At 59.0% G+C, this 19,107-nt stretch carries 19 protein-coding genes; 9 read left to right on the forward strand and 10 right to left on the reverse strand.

Annotated features, from left to right (window positions below):
- Positions 1 to 18 precede the first annotated feature (18 nt).
- A complete protein-coding gene (locus AC1DWG_RS17915; protein WP_477764934.1) occupies positions 19 to 954 on the forward strand; it encodes a class I SAM-dependent methyltransferase in 936 nt (311 codons plus the stop codon).
- A gap of 36 nt (positions 955 to 990) precedes the next feature.
- Here AC1DWG_RS17915 and AC1DWG_RS17920 read toward each other — a convergent pair whose 3' ends face one another.
- Complete coding sequence (locus tag AC1DWG_RS17920; RefSeq protein ID WP_477764935.1) at positions 991 to 1,764, reverse strand: helix-turn-helix transcriptional regulator; 774 nt, start codon at positions 1,762 to 1,764, stop codon at positions 991 to 993.
- 110 nt (positions 1,765 to 1,874) lie between these two features.
- On the opposite strand from AC1DWG_RS17920, the gene AC1DWG_RS17925 reads away from it, so the two are divergent.
- Both AC1DWG_RS17925 and AC1DWG_RS17930 read left to right on the forward strand, forming a co-directional pair.
- Entirely contained in the window at positions 1,875 to 2,978 is a 1,104-nt protein-coding gene (locus AC1DWG_RS17925; RefSeq protein WP_477788106.1) for an extracellular solute-binding protein, read from the forward strand.
- A gap of 83 nt (positions 2,979 to 3,061) precedes the next feature.
- The gene (locus AC1DWG_RS17930; RefSeq protein WP_477788107.1) at positions 3,062 to 4,192 is read left to right on the forward strand and encodes a DmpA family aminopeptidase; all 1,131 of its coding nucleotides are present in this window, start codon (positions 3,062 to 3,064) and stop codon (positions 4,190 to 4,192) included.
- A 229-nt stretch (positions 4,193 to 4,421) separates the two neighbouring features.
- Here AC1DWG_RS17930 and AC1DWG_RS17935 read toward each other — a convergent pair whose 3' ends face one another.
- Positions 4,422 to 5,144 carry a GNAT family N-acetyltransferase gene (locus AC1DWG_RS17935; RefSeq protein WP_477788108.1) on the reverse strand — a complete coding sequence of 241 codons (723 nt, stop codon included), beginning with the start codon at positions 5,142 to 5,144 and terminating at the stop codon, positions 4,422 to 4,424.
- A 454-nt stretch (positions 5,145 to 5,598) separates the two neighbouring features.
- On the opposite strand from AC1DWG_RS17935, the gene AC1DWG_RS17940 reads away from it, so the two are divergent.
- Complete coding sequence (locus AC1DWG_RS17940; protein WP_477788109.1) at positions 5,599 to 8,988, forward strand: Ig-like domain-containing protein; 3,390 nt, start codon at positions 5,599 to 5,601, stop codon at positions 8,986 to 8,988.
- Positions 8,989 to 9,236: 248 nt separating this feature from the next.
- Here AC1DWG_RS17940 and AC1DWG_RS17945 read toward each other — a convergent pair whose 3' ends face one another.
- The 3 genes from AC1DWG_RS17945 to AC1DWG_RS17955 all read right to left on the reverse strand — a co-directional run bounded on the left by AC1DWG_RS17945 (position 9,237) and on the right by AC1DWG_RS17955 (position 12,157).
- Positions 9,237 to 9,821 (reverse strand): YceI family protein, encoded by a 585-nt coding sequence (locus AC1DWG_RS17945; RefSeq protein ID WP_477764523.1) that lies wholly within the window; start codon positions 9,819 to 9,821, stop codon positions 9,237 to 9,239.
- Between the two features lie 136 nt (positions 9,822 to 9,957).
- Positions 9,958 to 10,629, reverse strand: coding sequence for a phosphoribosyltransferase (locus AC1DWG_RS17950; protein WP_477764524.1), 672 nt, complete (start codon positions 10,627 to 10,629; stop codon positions 9,958 to 9,960).
- Positions 10,630 to 10,798: 169 nt separating this feature from the next.
- On the reverse strand, positions 10,799 to 12,157 hold the full coding sequence (locus AC1DWG_RS17955) for an MATE family efflux transporter (protein ID WP_477788110.1): 1,359 nt from the start codon (positions 12,155 to 12,157) through the stop codon (positions 10,799 to 10,801).
- 440 nt (positions 12,158 to 12,597) lie between these two features.
- On the opposite strand from AC1DWG_RS17955, the gene AC1DWG_RS17960 reads away from it, so the two are divergent.
- On the forward strand, positions 12,598 to 12,870 hold the full coding sequence (locus tag AC1DWG_RS17960) for a hypothetical protein (protein ID WP_095946406.1): 273 nt from the start codon (positions 12,598 to 12,600) through the stop codon (positions 12,868 to 12,870).
- Positions 12,871 to 13,126: 256 nt separating this feature from the next.
- On the opposite strand, the gene AC1DWG_RS17965 is transcribed toward AC1DWG_RS17960, so the two are convergent.
- The 5 genes from AC1DWG_RS17965 to AC1DWG_RS17985 form a co-directional block, all read right to left on the reverse strand.
- Positions 13,127 to 13,399: a hypothetical protein gene (locus AC1DWG_RS17965; RefSeq protein WP_102670468.1), complete on the reverse strand. Its 273-nt coding sequence runs from the start codon at positions 13,397 to 13,399 to the stop codon at positions 13,127 to 13,129.
- Entirely contained in the window at positions 13,399 to 14,733 is a 1,335-nt protein-coding gene (locus AC1DWG_RS17970; RefSeq protein ID WP_477788111.1) for an S-type pyocin domain-containing protein, read from the reverse strand. The genes AC1DWG_RS17965 and AC1DWG_RS17970 overlap by 1 nt, the downstream gene beginning before the upstream one ends.
- Positions 14,734 to 14,791: 58 nt before the next feature.
- Entirely contained in the window at positions 14,792 to 15,166 is a 375-nt protein-coding gene (locus tag AC1DWG_RS17975) for a hypothetical protein (RefSeq protein WP_477788112.1), read from the reverse strand.
- Between the two features lie 259 nt (positions 15,167 to 15,425).
- The gene (locus tag AC1DWG_RS17980; protein WP_477764528.1) at positions 15,426 to 15,611 is read right to left on the reverse strand and encodes a hypothetical protein; all 186 of its coding nucleotides are present in this window, start codon (positions 15,609 to 15,611) and stop codon (positions 15,426 to 15,428) included.
- Positions 15,612 to 15,666: 55 nt separating this feature from the next.
- Complete coding sequence (locus AC1DWG_RS17985) at positions 15,667 to 15,861, reverse strand: hypothetical protein (protein WP_477753159.1); 195 nt, start codon at positions 15,859 to 15,861, stop codon at positions 15,667 to 15,669.
- Between the two features lie 294 nt (positions 15,862 to 16,155).
- Here AC1DWG_RS17985 and AC1DWG_RS17990 point away from each other — a divergent pair, with 294 nt between their 5' ends.
- From AC1DWG_RS17990 to AC1DWG_RS18005, 4 genes are all read left to right on the forward strand, one after another.
- A complete protein-coding gene (locus tag AC1DWG_RS17990; RefSeq protein ID WP_177413232.1) occupies positions 16,156 to 16,293 on the forward strand; it encodes a hypothetical protein in 138 nt (45 codons plus the stop codon).
- A 1,001-nt stretch (positions 16,294 to 17,294) separates the two neighbouring features.
- Positions 17,295 to 17,699 carry an antitoxin Xre-like helix-turn-helix domain-containing protein gene (locus tag AC1DWG_RS17995; RefSeq protein ID WP_477788113.1) on the forward strand — a complete coding sequence of 135 codons (405 nt, stop codon included), beginning with the start codon at positions 17,295 to 17,297 and terminating at the stop codon, positions 17,697 to 17,699.
- The gene (locus AC1DWG_RS18000) at positions 17,693 to 18,385 is read left to right on the forward strand and encodes an RES family NAD+ phosphorylase (RefSeq protein ID WP_477788114.1); all 693 of its coding nucleotides are present in this window, start codon (positions 17,693 to 17,695) and stop codon (positions 18,383 to 18,385) included. The genes AC1DWG_RS17995 and AC1DWG_RS18000 overlap by 7 nt, the downstream gene beginning before the upstream one ends.
- 235 nt (positions 18,386 to 18,620) lie before the next feature.
- The gene (locus AC1DWG_RS18005; RefSeq protein WP_477764531.1) at positions 18,621 to 19,100 is read left to right on the forward strand and encodes a phage infection protein; all 480 of its coding nucleotides are present in this window, start codon (positions 18,621 to 18,623) and stop codon (positions 19,098 to 19,100) included.
- Positions 19,101 to 19,107: the final 7 nt, after the last annotated feature.

Genomic DNA, 19,107 nt, shown 5'->3' on the forward strand with positions numbered 1-19,107 from the left:
ATTCGCCGACCCAGACCAATGAACGCTGAAGCCCTCGCCACCCTCAACCAGCACCTGCTGACCGCCCTCGCGGCCGTCCCCGCCGAAACCCGCCGCCTGTTCCACGGCCGTGGCCGCTGCTGGCCGGGGCTGGAGCAAGTGACTGTGGACTGGTTGCAGGGCGTGGTGCTGGTGGCGCTGTTCAAGGAGCCGGAAGCGGCGCAACTGGAAGACTTGAAGCAGGTGCTGATGACGATCACCCAGTCTGAACAGTGGGCAAAATCCGGTGCCCACACGCTGCTGTTGCAACATCGCTACCTGCTGCAAAGCACCACCGAGTGGCTGCTCGGGGAAGAGATCGACGAACTGACGATCACTGAGGGCAGGCTGAAGTACCGGGTCGACCTGGGCCGCAAACAGAACACCGGGCTGTTCCTCGACATGCGCTACGGCCGCGATTGGGTCCGCGCCAATGCCGAGGGCAAACGGGTGCTGAACCTGTTCGCCTACACCTGCGGTTTCTCGGTGGCGGCCATCGAAGGCGGCGCGAGCCACGTGGTCAACCTCGACATGTCGAGCCCCGCCTTGAACCGTGGCCGCGACAACCACCGGCTCAACGGCCACGACATGAGCAAGGTCAGCTTCCTCGGTCACGACCTGTTCAAATCCTGGGGCAAGGTGATTGGCAAGGGGCCGTACGACTTGGTGATCATCGACCCACCGTCGTTCCAGAAAGGCAGTTTCCTGCTGACCAAGGATTACCAGCGCGTGCTGCGCCGGTTGCCTGAATTGCTCAGCCCTGAAGGTACGGTGTTGGCCTGCATGAACGACCCGGCGTTTGGTGCCGACTTCCTGATCGACGGTGTTACCCGTGAGGCGCCAAGCCTGCGGTTCGAGCAGCGTCTGGAGAATCCGCCGGAGTTTCCGGATGCGGATGTGGAGTGTGGTTTGAAGGCGTTGGTGTTTCGGCAGTAATACCGAGTCGTGTCCTTCGCGAGCACTCACAGGTGTTCAACGCGGCCGCAACACCAGCGCAAACAACTCGCCGTGCCCGTTCACGTTGAGCTTGTGATAGAGGTTGCGCCGGTGCACTTTCACCGTCTCCGGGGAGATGCCCATTTGCTGGGCGATGGCCTTGCTGGAAAAGCCCTGGAGAATCAGGCGCGCGGTTTCGATCTCGCGCACTGTCAGGCGTGCGTCGAAGCGATCGAGCAAGGTCGCCAGATCACCGGCCGGTGGTTCGGCGACCGGCCCTTGCGGCGGCAGCAAATCCAGGTGTCGGCGCATCGCCGCCAGCACCCAGTCACGCACGCAAATTAGGCGGCCCTGCTCCTCGAGGATGAAGCGCGTCGAACGCCCGAGGGACAGGCCGAGCACAGCGCCGTCGACGTTGACCATGAACTGCAACTCGTCCCCACCGACCACGGTGCTGAAGTAACTCAGGTAGTACTCGCTGTGCTGGAACTGGTCGGGGGCCACCGATTCGAGGCTGTGCAAGCCGTCGGCGATGCCGGCGCAGGCGGCTTGATAGAACGGATCGAGCAGGTACATGCCAGCGCTGTAGTCCGCCAGTTCTTCATGCTCGTCGGGGCTGCCCTGGGCATCGAAGTCAATCAGCAGGCGCGGCACGTGACCCGGGCGCATCAGCGCTACCAGCGCGTTGTCCAGCGGCACCAGCAAGCGCAAGGTATCGACCAGCGCACGCCAGAAGCTGTCCCGCCCCACCGCCGTGAAAACCCGCGCCAGCCCCTGGTGCACCGGCAACTCTTTCAACAACGCGTCCACGCACTACCCCTTTCGAGTAACCCATGATGGGAATGGGTGAAGGCCACCCCGGTCGATACGCTGCAAACTCCTGATTACCACCGGCCGCAACAGGCCAGGAGTGCCGCATCATGAGTCGTCACCGCTTGTATTTCAATCTGGGGTTTGGCGCCTGCCTGACGGTGTCGCTGTCGGCCTTTGCTGTCGAAGCTCCGACCGTGCACGTGTACAACTGGTACGACTACATCGGCCCCACCACCCTGCAGGACTTCAAGCGTGACACCGGGATTGCACCGGTCTACGACACCTTCGACAGTGCCGAAGTGCTCGAGGGCAAGTTGCTCACCAGCCGCAGCGGCTACGACGTGGTGGTGGCCAGCAACTTCAGTTTGCCCACGCTGATCAAGGCCGGCGCCCTCGCCCCCCTGCCCCGTGCGCAGATGCCGGACTTCAAGAACATGGACACCGATCTGCTGGCGAAACTGGCCAACAACGATCCAGGCAACCAGTACGCCGTGCCTTACCTGTGGGGCACCAACGGCATCGGCTACAACATCGACAAAGTACGCGCGGCGCTGGGCGACAAGGCGCCGGTGGATTCCTGGGACCTGGTGTTCAAGGAAGAGAACCTGGCCAAACTCGGCGAATGCGGCGTGGCCATGCTCGACTCGCCGTCGGAGATGCTGCCGGTGGCCCTGCACTACCTTGGCCTGCCGCCCAACAGCACCAACCCCGAGGACTACAAGAAGGCCGAAGCGCTGCTGCTGAAATTGCGCCCGCACATCGCCTACTTCAACTCGTCGAAGTTCATCAGCGACCTGTCCAACGGCAACATCTGCGTGGCGGTCGGCTGGTCCGGTGCGATGCTCGAAGCCAAGTCCACCGCCGAGCAGGCCGGCAACGGCGTGAAGATCGCCTACAGCCTGCCCAAGGAAGGCGCGCCTGTGTGGTTCGACACGCTGGTACTGCTCAAGGACGCCCCGCACCCGGAACAAGGGATGGCCTTCATCGACTACCTGATGCGTCCTGAAGTCATCGCCCCGGTCAGCGACCACCTCAACTACCCCAACGGCAACCGTAGCGCGACCACGTTGGTGGCCGAAGCCACCCGTAGCAACCCGGCCGTCTATCCGCCAGCCGAAGCCATGGCCACCCTGTTCACCCTCCAGCCCCTGCCGCCGGCCACCGAACGAGTGCGCACGCGGATCTGGAGCAAGGTCAAAAACGGCCAATAACCCCCCCCTGTAGGAGCTACCGAAGGCTGCTCCTACAGGTGTTGACCGCATTTTTCTGCCAAAAATTGAAAATGAGAAAACCCATGAAACCACGCGCCCGCAACTTGAACATTCCTATCGGCCAACTGCAATCCGGCCCGCTCAATGCCATCACCGACGTCCCCGGCGTGCGCGTCGGCCACAGCAATGTACGAGGACGCACCGCCACCGGCCGCGACATCCTCACGGGCGTCACCGTCATCGAACCGCGTGCCGGCTCCACCAGTCAGCAACCGTGCTTTGCCGGTGTGCATGTGCTCAACGGCAACGGCGATGCCACGGGGCTGGAGTGGATTCGCGAGGCCGGCTTGCTGACCAGTCCCATCGCCTTCACCAACACCCACAGCCTGGGCGTGGTGCGCGATGCGCTGATCGTGCTCGACCGCGAGCAGCAACCGGATGACGGGCGCCTCTACTGGAACATGCCGGTGGTACTGGAAACCTTCGACGGCCTGCTCAACGACATCAACGGCTTTCACGTGAAGCCGGAACACGTGGCCCAGGCCGTGCGTTCGGCGGCGGGCGGGCCGGTGACCGAAGGTAATGTCGGCGGTGGCAGCGGCATGATCTGCCACGAATTCAAGGGCGGCATCGGCACCGCGTCGCGACGCTTGAACAGCGCCCAGGGTGGCTGGACGGTCGGCGCGATTGTCCAGGCCAACCATGGCATTCGCAATGAACTGCGCGTTGATGGGTATCCGGTCGGGCGCTACATGGAACAGGTCGATTCGCCGTTCCTCAAGGCCTCGTTGCCCCACCCGGGGATGGGCTCGATCGTGGTCTGCCTGGCCACCGATGCGCCGTTGCTGCCGCACCAGTGCACCCGCCTGGCCCAGCGCGCCAGCCTCGGCCTGGCCCGCACCGGCGGCGGCAATGAAGACCACAGCGGCGACATCTTCATCGCCTTCGCCACCGGCAATGAACACGTGCCGCCGGCCGCCTATGAGAGCAAGAAAGCACCGACCACCGACAACCTGAGCATGGTCAACAACGATCACATCAGCGAGCTGTTCCTGGCGGCCACCGAAGCCGTGGAAGAAGCCATCATCAATGCCTTGCTCGCCGCCGACACCGCCGAAGGCAACGGGCATGCGGTACCGGGGCTGGATGCCGAAACGTTGCTCAAGGCGTTGCGTCGCGCCGGCTGGCCGGGGGATGCGACTAGCGGTACTTGAGTGAAACACTCGGTCTTTCTAGGATGAACTTACGCAGCCGCTTGCTTGCTCAAGCCGCTGCGTAGGTGGTGAGTGAACTGAACCACTACCAAGCTCACCGCTTGTTTTACGCGCATCTTGAGCCTCACGGCTCCACTTCCTCCCCATCAAGAGCTTTGAGGCTCTTTTTTTACCTCTGAAAACCACACATTCCTCCTGCAGGGGATTTGTGGTGTTAAACAGAATGCGGTCAGACCAGGCGCAACCGAGGGCCGGCGGCCGGCACCGCATCGTCACCCAAGCGCCCCCGCACAAATTCATTGGCCTTGCGCGTCAACTGGTCCAGATGCCGGTCGCGCTGTTTTTCCGCGTCGGTCATGGCCCGCTTGCCGTGCTTTTGCAGCAGGTAGGTATGAATCTGCCGCACTTCCAGCGAGCTGTAGATCGACGCCACATCCAGCAAGGCCATCAAGCCATCGGTGGCGTGGTCGCGGGTGTTCATCAACACCTGGGTCGCACGCACGCCCAGCACCTCAAAGCCCATCGCCTCGAAATACGGCACCTTGGCCACCGCGCAGGTCAGTTCGGCATGGGGATAGCGGCCGACCATTTCCCGCAGCATCCGCCGGGCCACGCCCTGGCGCCGATACTCGGCCTGCACCGCCATGTACGCCACGCCACACGCCTCGGGGTCGTCCTGCACCGGCAGGTACAGCACAAAGCCAATCACCTTTTGCGGGTCGTCTTCATCAGTGGCGACGATCAGCTCCACGGCAATGCCTTTTTCACCGTTCAGCGCCTCCAGATACAGGTGCACCTCATAGCCGATCGCGTATTGATAAAGGTTGTACAGCAGGTTGCTGGGCGGGATCGCGACCATGCTGATGTCGGTCAGGTTGTCGACCACCATCTGCAGGATCTGGCTATTGATGTGCTCGGGGCACGGGGTCTTGAAGTGGCTGATCAGGGGCATTGCGGTGACGGGCTCCGGGGGCAAGGGCCGCCTATCATAGCGCGCCTGACCTCGCCAGCGTTTGCGTTACTACGGGAGGCGTTGCGTTTTCGAGGCTGACAGCAGTGAGTCAGGCACACTTTGTGCTGGATGAACTGTGCTATTCGCGAGCCGGCTCGTCCCCACAGAGGGACAGCGGTTTTGCCCACAACTGGTTTTTCTGTGGGAACGAGCCTGTTCGCGAAAGCGTCCACCATCACACCGGCCTGTGGTGTGAGTGGGGGGGAATGGGTGGGTGAGCCCCCCAACTTTGAGGATTCCCACCCACTGCGCCACTACGACCAAAGTCCAATCCATCAAGCGTTTGATATCAATCAGCTATTTGTCTCCCCCGGATCTCCCCGCGCTTGGCGCACCTCTTGCATCGAGCGTTTTGCCAACGTCAGCCACACCGGCGCGCCCCGAGGGCAACAAAATGAAAAACACGCCTAACCTCAAGTCGCTCGGCCTTTTCAGGAAACCGAGCATCGCCGCTGTGATGCTGATCAACATCAGCCTCGGCAACGCAAACGCCGTACCGCTTGACGATGTCAGCTATCCGCCTCCAACGGATCCATCGGCGTATACCAACCCGCCGGCCGATCCCAAGGCCGCGCTGGATTCGATACTGACCATGCCGCCCACCAATCAGGGCGCCATCGCCCTGCCCAACGGTATGTACGGCACCCGCACCACGCCAACGACCGACAACGTGCTGCAGCCGGCCCAGCAAACATCCTTCAAGATCCCCACCAATGGCAAGCCCAGCCCATTGTTCGGGGCCGCGCCGTACTCTCAGCAGCTGCTGCTGTTCGAAGAATTCGGCACGGAGAAACTCGACCCGACACTGCCGCCGCCCACGCTGACCTTCCCGGTTCCGACCGTCGGCCCGGCTCCCGTGCAGGACCCGAACAGCATCGCCCGCAGCGGCCCTTCGGCCGCGGCGCTGGAAGCCTTCATGCGCCAGCCGGGGCTGTACCCGTATCCGTCGCAGTATTCCAACTCGCTGGACCGCAACCCGTGGAAAGCGCAGATCGAAGCCTTCCTCAACCGCCATCCGGTCGGCTCGCCGGCCGAAGGTCGTCCACCAGGAAAAGGYTGGTCGCACCAGCGCTGGAACGAGTTTTACCCACAGGTCGCCTTTAAAACCGCTCAAGTGGGCGCCAAGCTCAACGGCGGCATGCGCGATCGCCGGCAAATGCACAACTACGCCGTCGGTGAGTTCGGGCCTGGCGGGCTCTACAACCAGACCTCGGACGCCCCGGTCATAATAGGCACCACCAAAGGCATCGATACCCGTTTTCACCCCAACATGCCGATTCAGAACCACAAGGCGCTCTGGACCTTTGACGGCACCTTTCCGCCAAAACTGTTGATGGTGCGTTACGGCCAACCGGTGCTGATGCGTCACTACAACGCCCTGCCGATCGATCCGTCAGCCAACATGGGTTTTGGCCTGCACACCCTCACCACCCACGAACACAACGGCCACTCCCCGGCTGAAAGCGACGGCTATGCCAATGCGTTTTTCTTTCCGGGGCAGTACTACGACTATCGCTGGCCGATCCAGTTGGCCGGTTACGACACCATCAACACCAGCGCTCAGGATCCGCGCGCGGCGTTCCCCTGCGCCCCGGGCGAAACCCTGTTTGTCGACGACGCCACTCCGGGCCTGAAGACGTGCAACAACGGCAGCATCAAGATCCGTGGCGACTGGCACGAAACCATGAGCACCCACTGGTTCCATGACCACATGCTCGATTTCACTGCGCAAAACGTCTACAAGGGCAACGCGGTGATGATGAATTACTACAGCGCCATGGACCGCGGTAACGAAGCCTTCGAAGACGGCGTCAACCTGCGCCTGCCCAGCGGTTCGGCGTTGCCCTGGGGCAACCGCGACTACGATGTGAACCTGATGATTGCCGACAAGGCCTGGGACGCCAATGGCCAGCTGTGGTTCAACCCGTTCAACACCGATGGCTTTCTCGGCGATCAGATCCTGGTCAACTGGCAGTACCAGCCGCGCCTGAACGTGCGGGCGCGCAGCTATCGCTTCCGCATCCTCAACGGCTCGGTGTCGCGTTTCTTCAGGATCGCGCTGGTGCGTGAAGTCGTCGGCACCGGTGGCGAATTCCCCGGCCCGGCAGGCTCCGGCCTGTCCTATACCCGCGTGCCGTTCCACATGATTGCCAACGACGGCAATCTCATGGAACACGCCGTGCCGTTCGACGGCAGCATGGACCTGGACGGTGACGGCGACCTGCAGGACCACAACGCCATCCTGCCCACCATAGGCATCGCCGAACGTTACGACATCATCGTCAACTTTGCGAAAAACGGGATCAACACCGGTGACAAGCTGTACTTCGTCAACCTGATGGAGCACCAGACCGGCAAGGGTCCGGAGATTACACCGCTGAGCCTGGCCGATGTGCTGTCCGGGAAGTACAAAGCGGTGCTCAAGTCGGGCAGCAAAGGACTGGAATGGGACAACGGCGACCCGGTGGTGGGCAAGTTCCTGCAGCTGGTGGTCAAGCCTTATGCCGGCCAGGACGTGAGCATGAACCCCGCCGACTACGAACCCGCCAAACCGGGTAAAGCGGCCGGCAAGGTCATGATCCCGCTGACTCTCAACCGCGACGATCCGGTGGTGCAGGCCACGCTCAAGGCAGCGCGGCATCGTGAGTTCATCTTCGGTCGCTCCGACGGCACCGACGCAGCCCCCTGGACCATCAAGACCGACGGCGGTTTCGGCTACACAATGGACCCACGCCGGATCAGCGCCGCTCCGCAACTGGCCAACGGCCCGACCGATGCCGGGTTCTCCGGCGACGGCACCCTGGAAGTGTGGAAAATCAAGAACGGCGGCAACGGCTGGAGCCACCCGGTGCACGTGCACTTCGAAGAGGGGATCGTCCTCCACCGTGATGGCAAGGAGCCACCAGAATGGGAAAAATGGGCCCGCAAGGACGTCTATCGTATCGGCGAGGGCATCGACAGCTCGCAGGAAGTGGAAATGGCGATCCACTTCCGTGAATTTGCCGGGACCTACATGGAGCACTGCCACAACACCCAGCACGAGGACAACGCCATGCTGCTGCGCTGGGATATCGAGCACCCCGGCCAGTTCCAGTTGATGCCAACGCCCCTCCCAGGTTGGGACGGCGTCACCTATGTCAACTCCGCTGCGCTGCCGACCTTCCGCACTGGCGATACCCGTGTCAACGATGGCGATAACAAAAACCCGATCGCCAACCCCGACAGCGCCGTCAGCGACAACGGCCAACCACTGACCATCAACGTCCTGGCCAACGACAGCGACCCTGACGGTAACGTGCCACTTAAAGTGGTGGGCCTGGCGCAACCGGATTCCGGCAAGGGCACGGTCAGCACCGATGGTGCGCGCGTGATCTACACACCACCGGCCACGGTCCCCGCGCCGTTCACCGCGACCTTTACCTATAAAGCCGCCGATACGAAGGGCGCGGAGTCGGCATCGGCAACGGTGTCCGTGGCGGTCTCGGCAGCGGTCAACGAGAGCCTGATCGTCACCAGCGCTACCGTCACCGCCCGCAGCAACAGCCGCTGGTATTGGGTCCTGTCCGGCACCACCTCGCGTGGCACGGGCAATACCATCACGGCGACTGCCACGGTCGCAACCGGTACGGCGAACCTTGGCACCGCCACCCTGACGCCTACGGCGACAGGCGCGCGCTGGAATATAGCGGTGACGACCGTCGGCAGTGGCCCGTCGGCTAGCCCGACGGCGACTATCAAATCAGCCTTCGGCAAAACCGTGACGGTGCCAATAGTGGCGAACTAGAGCGGATTGATCAGCGCCCGGTCCATGCAATGTGGATCGGGCGCTTTTTTTGTCCGGCGTACTCGCTCCCACCATTGAATCGGCGTCGTACACAGATTTGGCATTCACCAAGGATCAAATGTGGGAGCGAGCCTGCTCGCGATGGCGGAGTGTCAGGCGACATCTCTTCGACAGTTCTGCCGTCTTCGCGAGCAGGCTCGCGCCCACAGGAGGAATGTCGTCGACCGGAAGTTAACGTTCAGCCCGAGTCACCGCTGCGGCGCCACCATCCGAAAGCGGATATTGATCTCGTTGGACACCACACTGTCCGCCCACTCGCCATCGCCGATCTTGAAGTCGTCACGCTTGAGCACCAGTTGGCCCTCGAAGATGCCGATGGCGCTCTCCGATTTCAGCAGCACCGGTACACTCACTTCCCGAGTGAGCCCCCGCAGGGACAGTTTGCCGGTGATGGTGTAGCGGTTATTGCCCAGGGCCTTGATGGATGTCGACTCGAACGTCGCCACCGGATAAGTCGCGGTGTCAAACCACGCCGTTTTTTGCAGCTCGGTGTTGGCGTCGCTGCTGCCGGCGTCGATGCTCTTCAGGTAGATGGTCAGCGCGGCATGGGCGGCGCCAGGGTTATCGGTGTCGAAGTCGAGATTGGCCTCGAACTTGCCGAAAGTGCCGTAGCTTCGCGAACCCATCTGCTGATAGGTGAAACTCAAGGTGCTGGCCTTGGCGTTCACTTTCTTGTATTCCACGGCTTCAGCGAACGGCACCAGGCTGAACGGCACCAGGCCGAACACCAACGTGCCGGCCAGAGCGACACAACGCGCGGATCGAAGGTTCATGACACTCTCCGGGAGGGCTCCCGTGTTGAGTTGGCGTGCCGCACACGAGGGGTGGCATCAGTTGACTAAAGCAAACAACCGGCCTTTATTCCACCTCACGCGGCGATTTGCGACCACCTGCAGATGGCCGCCAGCGCTACCCGCACTCCCCGCGTTGCCACGCCCGCTGCAACAGCTCGATCACCTCGGCATCCGAGGTCTGGGTAAAATCCATGTACCAATGCCCAATCGAAGTGAACCACTCGGGCAGCAGCGGGCAGACCAGTTCATCCACCTCGCCGCGCAGCGCCTGCACCGTCTCGATCGGTGCCACCGGCACCGCCACCACGATGCGCGAAGGCGCCTGCACCCGCAGCGCCTGGATCGCCGCCCTCATTGAAGCGCCGGTGGCCAGGCCGTCGTCGATCAGGATCACCACCTGATCCTTGAGCTGCACCGGCGGCCGCGTGCCGCGGTAGACCTTCTCGCGGCGCAGCAGTTCGCCGGTTTCACGTTCGACCACGGCGTCGAACGCAGCGCGATCAATCGGGTGCACCCGCAGTGCCTCTTCATTACGAATCTGGATACCGCCGCTGGCAATTGCGCCCATGGCGTACTCCGGGTGGGACGGCACGCCGAGCTTGCGCACCAGCATCAGGTCCAGGCGAACCTTCAGCGCCGTGGCCACCTCATAAGCCACCGGCACGCCGCCACGGGGCAAGGCCAGAACGATCACATCGGGGCGGTTAGCGTAAGGCTGCAGCGGCTCTACCAAACGCCGCCCGGCCGCTGGCCGGTCTTGCAGGATGGAATGGGACAAGGGGTTCATATGAAAACCTCCCCAGGCAGGCATGCCTGTCGTGCACAAGTACTACGAACACCGCTACCCCTGTGGGAGCGGCGATGCGGCGATCCGACTTGCCCGCGAAGACGTCAGTACAGTCAACCTCTACATCAACTGAACCACCACAATCGCGAACAGGCAATCAAAAAAACCACTAAACCAACCGCTCAATCTTCTGATGCTGCCACACCAGTTTGTAATACAGCGTCTGCAACACCAGCATCCCCAGATACGCCACCGGAAACGCCATCCACACCCCCTGCAACCCGAACTTCGCATCCAGCAGATACGCCGCCGGCAACTGAATCCCCACCACGCAGACAATGGAAATCGCCACCGGCACCATCACCGTGCCACTGGCGCGCATGATGCCGCCGATGATCGCCTGGAAACCAAACACCAACAGGCTCCAGAGCATGATGTGCAACAGGTGCTGGGCCATGGTTCGCGTCGCCTCTTCGGTGAGGAACGACGCCAGCAACCAGTGCGACAGCAAATACCCGAGCACCACCAGACCACCGGTCAGGCACACATTGATCATCAGCCCGGTCTTCAAAATCGGCCCCATGCGCTCGATGCGCCCGGCCCCGATCGCCTGCGCCCCGAGGATCGACGCGGTAATCGCAATCGACAGCGCCGGGAACTGCACGTAATTGACGATCTGCGTCACCGCACCATACGCCGCCGTCGCCTGGGAACCGTGCTGGTTCACCAGCGCCAGAATCACCAGCTCCGACAGCGACAACACCACCATCTGCAAGCCGGTGGGCAAACCGATGCGCAGCACCTTGCCGAGAATCGCCATGTCCAGCTTCATCGCGGCAAAGAACTCCCGGTCCGGCGCCAGTGGATGGCCCTTGCCAATCAAGCGCCACGCCAGCAACCCCATCGCCACCAGGTTACCCACCAACCCGGCAACCGCTGCACTCTGAATCCCCATCGGCGCGAAACCCAACCACCCGCGAATCAACGCCGGCGTCAGCGCCAACCCGACCATGGTCGACACCACCAGCGCCAGCAACGGCGACAACGTATCGCTGACTCCACGCAGCAACTGCGTGAACAGCACAAACACCAACAGCGACGGCATGATCCACAACATCACATGGGCATACGCCACCGCATCGTCCAGCACATCCGCCGGCGTCCCCAACCCCACCAACGCCGACCGCGCAAACACACTCCCCACCACCGCCGCCACCAACCCGATCAACAGCCCCAACAACACTGTCGCCCCGGCAATCGCCTTCACCAGATGCGTCTCCCGCGCACCCCATGCCTGCCCGATCAACACACCCGCGCCAGCGCCGAGGCCGATGACCAGGGCGATGAAGAAAAACACGATGGGGAACATCCCCGACACCGCCGCCAGGGCTTGAGTGCCGAGCATTTGGCCGATGTAGATGCTGTTGACCGTGCCGGACATGGATTGCAGGAAGTTCGACAGGACCATGGGGGCGAGGAACAGCAGGTAGGTTTTCCAGAGGGGGCGTTGGGGGGTTGGGGTTTGCATTCGGGAAGATCCATCTCGACGGCGGGAGCGATGATTAAGGATAGCGTTGGTGGCTGAATCCAAGGGGCTGTGAACATCCCAGGTCGGTGTTTATATTTCCAGTGACGTTATGTGAAAGGTCTGAAGTTTCATCATCAAAGGTCCTACACAAAGCTCGGAATGCCTCACCTTCCCGCGCTGATCTCATGGGGCTTATAGTCGGCGCCGTCGCCCTAAATGGCGATTCGGGTTTGGCGACCTGATCATAGAGAATGCGAAGGCTATCCGCTTTATTGCAGGTATCATCGCACCCGCAAAGCCGCTGTCATGGCGGCTGTGCGCGGGAGACCTTCGGGTCTGCCGGTTTTCTCTATGCCGGTTCGCCAACCTGCGCACAGCTGCCACCCTCGTTTGGCGACGACTGAGTGACGGCTTAAGCCAATCAAATAGAGATCTTCAAAATGAATCGATACATGCCTCTCACCGGAATCGACCTGGTTCCGGCCTCCCTGCTCATCGACACCCAAGCCCCACTCGACGTCCTGCAAGCCATGGCGGATTACCGCATTCGCACAGTCACGCAGGTACTGGAAAACATCGCCTACCGATCCGAACTCGGTTGCGACACCGTGGTGCTGGAGGACTTCTCCAAGTTGCTGGTCATTCCTTTGCGCGATGGTTGTGATTTGATGGATGTGATTGGGCGGCGGTTGCGGGCGCAGGCTGCGGAGTAAATGAAAATGGGTGCTCTTGCGCCCATTTTATTGCTACTCCAGAAAGGGGTTGCCCCTCAGCTTGATTCGAGGCTGCGAAAAACCAATCAGGCGAAGCTACTCAATATGCCCGTAACAAAGAGAAGAGCCGCTGCAGCAGCGGCTCAACCCGGGAAACCTTCGATGATTTAAACGACCGGACAAGGGAACCGGACGACCACGAATTGATGGCGACTGTCACCGTTCTCTGGCACCTGCGTTCAGGCACTTGGTGCTGTCAGTCAAAGGTATATTTGCCTTCTAGCATGAATGCCGGCTCTCTCCAGTTGGGCCCTCTCACAACTCCGCCCCCACTATATTTGATAAAACCGGCATCACACATTTTATGGACAAGGTTCAATAACCCTATGTTGTTCTCCACATGCGCCCAGTTAGCCAGATTATAAAGGCCATCAAGCCGAGGAAAGGAGATGCCTAATTCATTTTTGGTAAGAAATAGAATTACCTCTTCAGGTTTTTCGTTAAGTACGATGGTTGCAATGACGCTCATTATTTTACCCCTCCAAGTTCCTTGTACTCTCGTTCACTTTGTTTTCGATCCGCTTCTATAGCATCAGGCGTATAGAGCAGTTCAAAAGCATCTTTGACTTTGTAGTCCTCCAGCGTCGCGGCGTGAGTATTGTTCCAAATAACACCGTCATCCGAGTTTACACCGTCAGCTACACCTAATGCTCTGAAACGTTCGAGCTCTCTGATTTCATGAGTATAGAAGCGTTTGTCCACATCTGTGATGACCAATTCACCCAGCAGAATTTTTTTCAAGCGATCAATCATGATGGCATTGGCATCCGAAGACCTGAAACGTCCCGTATGTAATTTGACCAGGTCAATACCCGTTTGGGTCACGGCAGCACTTGTCCATTCGAGATCGAGTATTGGGCCTCCAGCTTTTGCGGGATTGTAAAATCGACCGCTGTATTTTCCCCTCGTGGTTGCTCCTTCATAAGGACTATTAAAAACAACGTAGATTGGCGGTAGACCGCTTTCAATCGGAAAGCAGTAAATGCAATCCCTGAAATCAGGCAATTCGACCGCGGGTAAGGTTTCAGGCTGCACAAGCAATGGCGACAGCGTAACTCCAGTGTAAGTCGGTACTTGCGCAGGTCGGGCGGGCGAAGTTGTCGATCCGTTTCCCAAGTGCATAATGGGAAAACTGAGGATAATGGGCGGTGTATCGTTTGACGTGAAACTGTAGCTGCTGGCCGTTGGATCGAATGCCAATGCTCGCACTGGCACTTTTGCCGAGACACTCCCTCCAGCTGGGGTTGCAACGAGTGTGTATTGGTTAAGGTCGCCAAAAATCCTATAAGGAAGGTCAATGGTTCCTTCGGTAGCGGCGATTTCATTCAGGTTTGACGGCGGCTTTGGCAAAAAATTGCTACCGGGAAGTGTGAGAACGGTTTGAGGAAAGCGTTCGCCGTTAGCAAGAGCAGGTGAATAGAACAAGGCCCCGATCCCAACAGCAGCGGCCCGACTGATAAGTGCCTCCCCCAACCCTGCCAACAACTTAATGCCTTCATGGATCACTGCCCCGAAGGTCCAACCTTCGGCGACATGGATGGCAATGGCACCCGCCACAGTGCCCGCCTCTATGCCATTACCAATGTGTAACCTGTAGGTGTAAGCGACTTCGCCCCTTGCCAAGGCGCTATGGATTGCCGCGTCTGCAGTTGTGGAAGCGTCCTCCAGAATGGAGATAGCTTCGACAAGGATTCGTTTAACGTAGGCGGCAGTTAGCGATAATAGATATTCTTCATAAAAGCTTTGTCGCACTGCCATATCGTCTTCTGCATCCGCATTCGATGCAAATACCGCGGCACTCATTTTTCTGTCTAGCGACAATGCGTCTAAACCATTATATAGTAGTGCATCGAGCCAACATCTATGGATTCTGGCTCTTTGCAGAAGTTCTACAATGATCGCTTTTTTTTAAGGCAGCTTCCAACGCATTGAACCCCTGCCCGTCAATGGCTGCGACCATGCGTCTTTCTAGATAATCTCGAACATTCGGTGTAGCACCAGAAAAAACACTCGTTATCTGATCGTGCACCGAAAGTCCTATCGCCTCCAATTTTTGGTATGCGTTACTGGGGTTTTTGGTACTCTCAATACTATGGGGCGTAGTAACTGCCGGGACAGTCCCATCCCAAAACAAAACACTATCGAAGCTTGAAGGAAAAACTTGGGCTTCTGTAGCTTGAACCTGTCGAGACTCAGGCGTTATTAAAGGTGAATAATGTGTAATTGGTTCTTGCATATAGCGCTCCATGCACAATATCAATTCCATAAAATAGACAGAGCAAAAGTTATGCCGCAACAACGTAGCATTTTCAATACTTCAATATTTACTGTATACGTCGCGCACGAAAGATGATGGGCGGCAGTTGCGGGCGCAGGTGGGAGAGTGACTACATTTGGGCGCCGAGGGCGCCTGTATTCTTCTTTTGGTCTAGTCCTGAAACAGATTTACACCTGTTTCACCCAAACGCCCCAACCATCGGCGCAAGGGTAAAAGACTAGACCAGTCGGACTACCAGGGCGGCGACAACAAAGATTGCCAGTGCCAGGGCGGCACCGATGCCGAACGGCACCACAGTAGAGCGGATCGCGTTCGGGGCGGGACTACGCATCTCCTCGACAAAAGCTGCAACGTCGCGGTGCAGTTGTTCAATGCTGGCTTGATTCGTAGGTTGTGTGGACATGCTGCTACTTCCTGTGTGGGTCACGAGTCGTATCTGTTGTGGCGGGTACGAATGCTCAAAACTTCGCCCATAGGCTGACAGCAGCGACGATAGCGGTCACCATACCAGCCCCTACCGCGATCGGGTACCAGAAGGTCTCTTGCCTGAGCTTGCGTTCTTCTGCCGTGAGTTTTCGGGTTTCGGCCATGGACCTTCGGATTTCGAGTTGCAGCTTATCGAGTTCCAGATTGTCGCGGTCGTTTTGTAGCATGGCTCATCCCTTCGCGCTTTGCTGTTCAAAAGGTTCTCCCCGAACAGCCGGTGATCCCCCCTTTCTACGCCGTCAATATTTCCCGTTTTTCATCTTTGGAATAGCGGGATACTCCTGCCGAAGTTGTAGGCAAAATCCGAGGATTGCGTAAGGGGGTCTATCAATGGGGCTGAAAACAAAAGCCGATCGCTCACAACACACGCCCCAAGAGCCAATCGACCCAACCCACAGTCAATTAGCTAAACTTCATCAGTAAACCACTTCGCGAATCCCTGAAAATTCAGGAGGCGAACCATGAGCAAACAACCTCAACCCCAAAGCCGCTCCAACCCCCAACCCAGATCCCGTCCGCTGGTGCCGAACCTGCCGAGCAAAACCACCGGCAAAAAGTCCGGTCGCTTGCGCAGCAACTATCCGCCGAAGAAATCGTAATTGCCTCGGATGTACGGCAGGCTTTGCACTGGAGTCTGTCGTACTCCCCCCGTCAATTCGGCATTACTGCCTCTATATCGGACATTGTTTTTCCACAAGCGGCGTCGTACCCGCCTGGAATGACGGCCAAGGGCTACGCCCTCCACTGTTTCTCAAATACACCTCGACCACGCCGGAAATCGATTTGCTTAAATGGCTCAGCGTTAAAAGACCTGTGGCGAGGGAGCTTGTCGGGCGCTTGCAGTCGGTGCAGAGCATTGCGCAGAACACGGCGGATGATGTGCAGACGCTGGCGTTGAGCAGTCGGCGTTTGCCGCCTATTGCGACTCGGCTGAATGCACTGGGGCGGACGTTTCATCAGTGATGCAGTCGTGGGCGCGGCGTTTATTCCCAATGGAAAAACGGCGGGCAACCCGCAGGCCAGGCAAGTGCAGGCGCTACTTGAGGGCGTCGCAGCGAAGTAATTGAATACGGGCGCCTGATTTGTATTTGCTGGCGATCGGCATTCCAGAATCCTGGAGTTTTTTAAATAAAAATGTGAAATAAAACGCGAAGGCAACTCAGTTAAATAGCTCCACAAAGCCATACAAAAACCAACAAAGTAAGGCTTTTTAAACGATTATCTATATGAAATAAAATGTGAAGACAATTCTGACGATACAAACTGCCGTGTCCTTAATCACATCGAAACCCTGGCTGAACCCGGCTCCCCCCGGAGTCGTTGCCTCCATCGATCATTGATAACGAGTTATCCAGGCTTATAAAAGTCGGCCTGGTAGAAAGCCGGACGCCAAAATCCAGAATCGTGACCCCCGGCCTGCCCGCCTGGTTTGCCCAGGATGTCTTTCCAGACCTGCATCGTCGGTTTCAGTAACACATAGCTTCAGCAAGATCGCGGCCCTATTGCATTGGCATGTTAGGCCCACCCGTCGCACCAACATTGCTCTACAGACTCAATAAATCTACATTTGAATCTATAGATGCAACCCAAGGACACGAACATGGCCGTCCCCCTGCAACCCCAATCCTTCAGCAAAAACCAATGCGTCACCGGCCTGCGCGCCGCCGTGAGCATTCTGGAGAAGTGGAAAGCCACCAGCGACCAGGCCTGCCGCATCTTGCGCATTTCCCGCAGCACCTACACCCGCGCGCGGCAGCGTGATGTGGAGTGGGCGGTGGCGCTGGATGCGGACCAGATGCAGCGCATCAGTTTTGTGCTGAACATTCACGCGACGTTGCGGCTGGTGTTCGACAACCCGGACAACGTGTATGGCTTTGCCTCAATGGCCAATGACAACGAGTTTTTCAACGGGCGTTCGCCGCTGGAGATCATGGCGCAGGGCGACATGATTGCGCTGTATGAAACCTTCCGCCGCATCGACATGCTGCGGGGTGCGTTATGGTGATGGCGAATGAGCTGGCCGCGTTTGCCGGTCAGTCGTTGCAGGCTTATCGCCTGGTCAATTCGAAGTTTCCGCCCATTGCGTTGTTTGATGATGTGGCGGACGCGGATGAGTTTGAGCTGTTGTTCGAGATTCAGGCGCTGACCAATCCGCGGTTGAAGAATGAAGTGGGTCAGCTGGAGTTGATTGCGCGCAGCGAGATTCCGTTCGGGATCGCGGGTTGCTCCTACGCGATTGCGCCCTTTACCCACGTCAACCCGGCGGGTTCGCGTTTCAGCGATGGTCGTTTTGGCGTGTTGTACCTGGCGGATTCGATGGAGGCGGCGCTGGCCGAGGTGCGGCATCACCAGGCTCTGTATTGGTCGAAGGTGCCGAGCCTGAACTATGAGCGGTTTGTGTTTCGTGGGTTGGCTTGTGCATTTGGCGATGACGGGATGAAGGACGCTGCGGCCCTGCCGATGAGCGATCCGGTGTATGCGCCGGACGACTACAGCCATTCCCGTGTTCTGGGGCGCGCGGTGCGGGATGCCGGTTGTCCTGGGTTGCGTTATCACTCGGTGCGGATGCCGGGCAGTCATTGCTGGGCGTTGATGACGCCGAGGCCAGTTTCGTCGATTGTGCAGACGGCTCATTACGAGATGGTCTGGAATGGGCAGATCACCAGCGTGAGTCAGATCAGTGAGGCTTGACCCCGTTGTCAGGTGCATGAAAACCTGTGGGAGCGAGCTTGCTCGCGATTGCTGTGTGTCAGTCGACACAATTGTTGAATGTGAAACTGCCATCGCGAGCAAGCTCGCTCCCACAGGGGGGTTCGATCCATTGACTGCGTCGATAGTCACCATTGATTCAATGAAGTTCTCTTAAAAAATCCCCGGCGTAACATCTGCTCCATACCAACCCATAAGCACCCCGGAGCACACCATCATGAAACGCCAGACCCTCCTCAGCATCGCTTTCTCGGTTTTCGCAGTTAACGCTTTCGCCGCAAACTCTGCTCAATCTGTGGTCGCTGAAGGCGGCTCGGATCGTCTGATTGAAAGCCGTGTGGCCGAAGGTGGTTCGGATCGCCTGCTGGAAAAACGTGTTGCCGAAGGCGGTTCCGACAAACTGCTGCAAAACCGCGTCGCTGAAGGCGGTTCCGACAAGCTGCTGGAAAACCGCGTTGCCGAAGGTGGCTCCGACAAGCTCCTGCAGAACCGCGTCGCTGAAGGCGGTTCCGACAAGCTCCTGCAGAACCGCGTCGCCGAAGGTGGCTCCGACAAGCTCCTGCAAAACCGCGTCGCTGAAGGCGGCTCCGACAAGCTCCTGCAAAACCGCGTCGCCGAAGGTGGCTCCGACAAGCTCCTGCAAAACCGCGTCGCCGAAGGTGGCTCCGACCGCCTGATCGAAAGCCGCGCTGTCTGAATGCAGT

Source organism: Pseudomonas sp. P4_B3 (genome assembly GCF_056402295.1).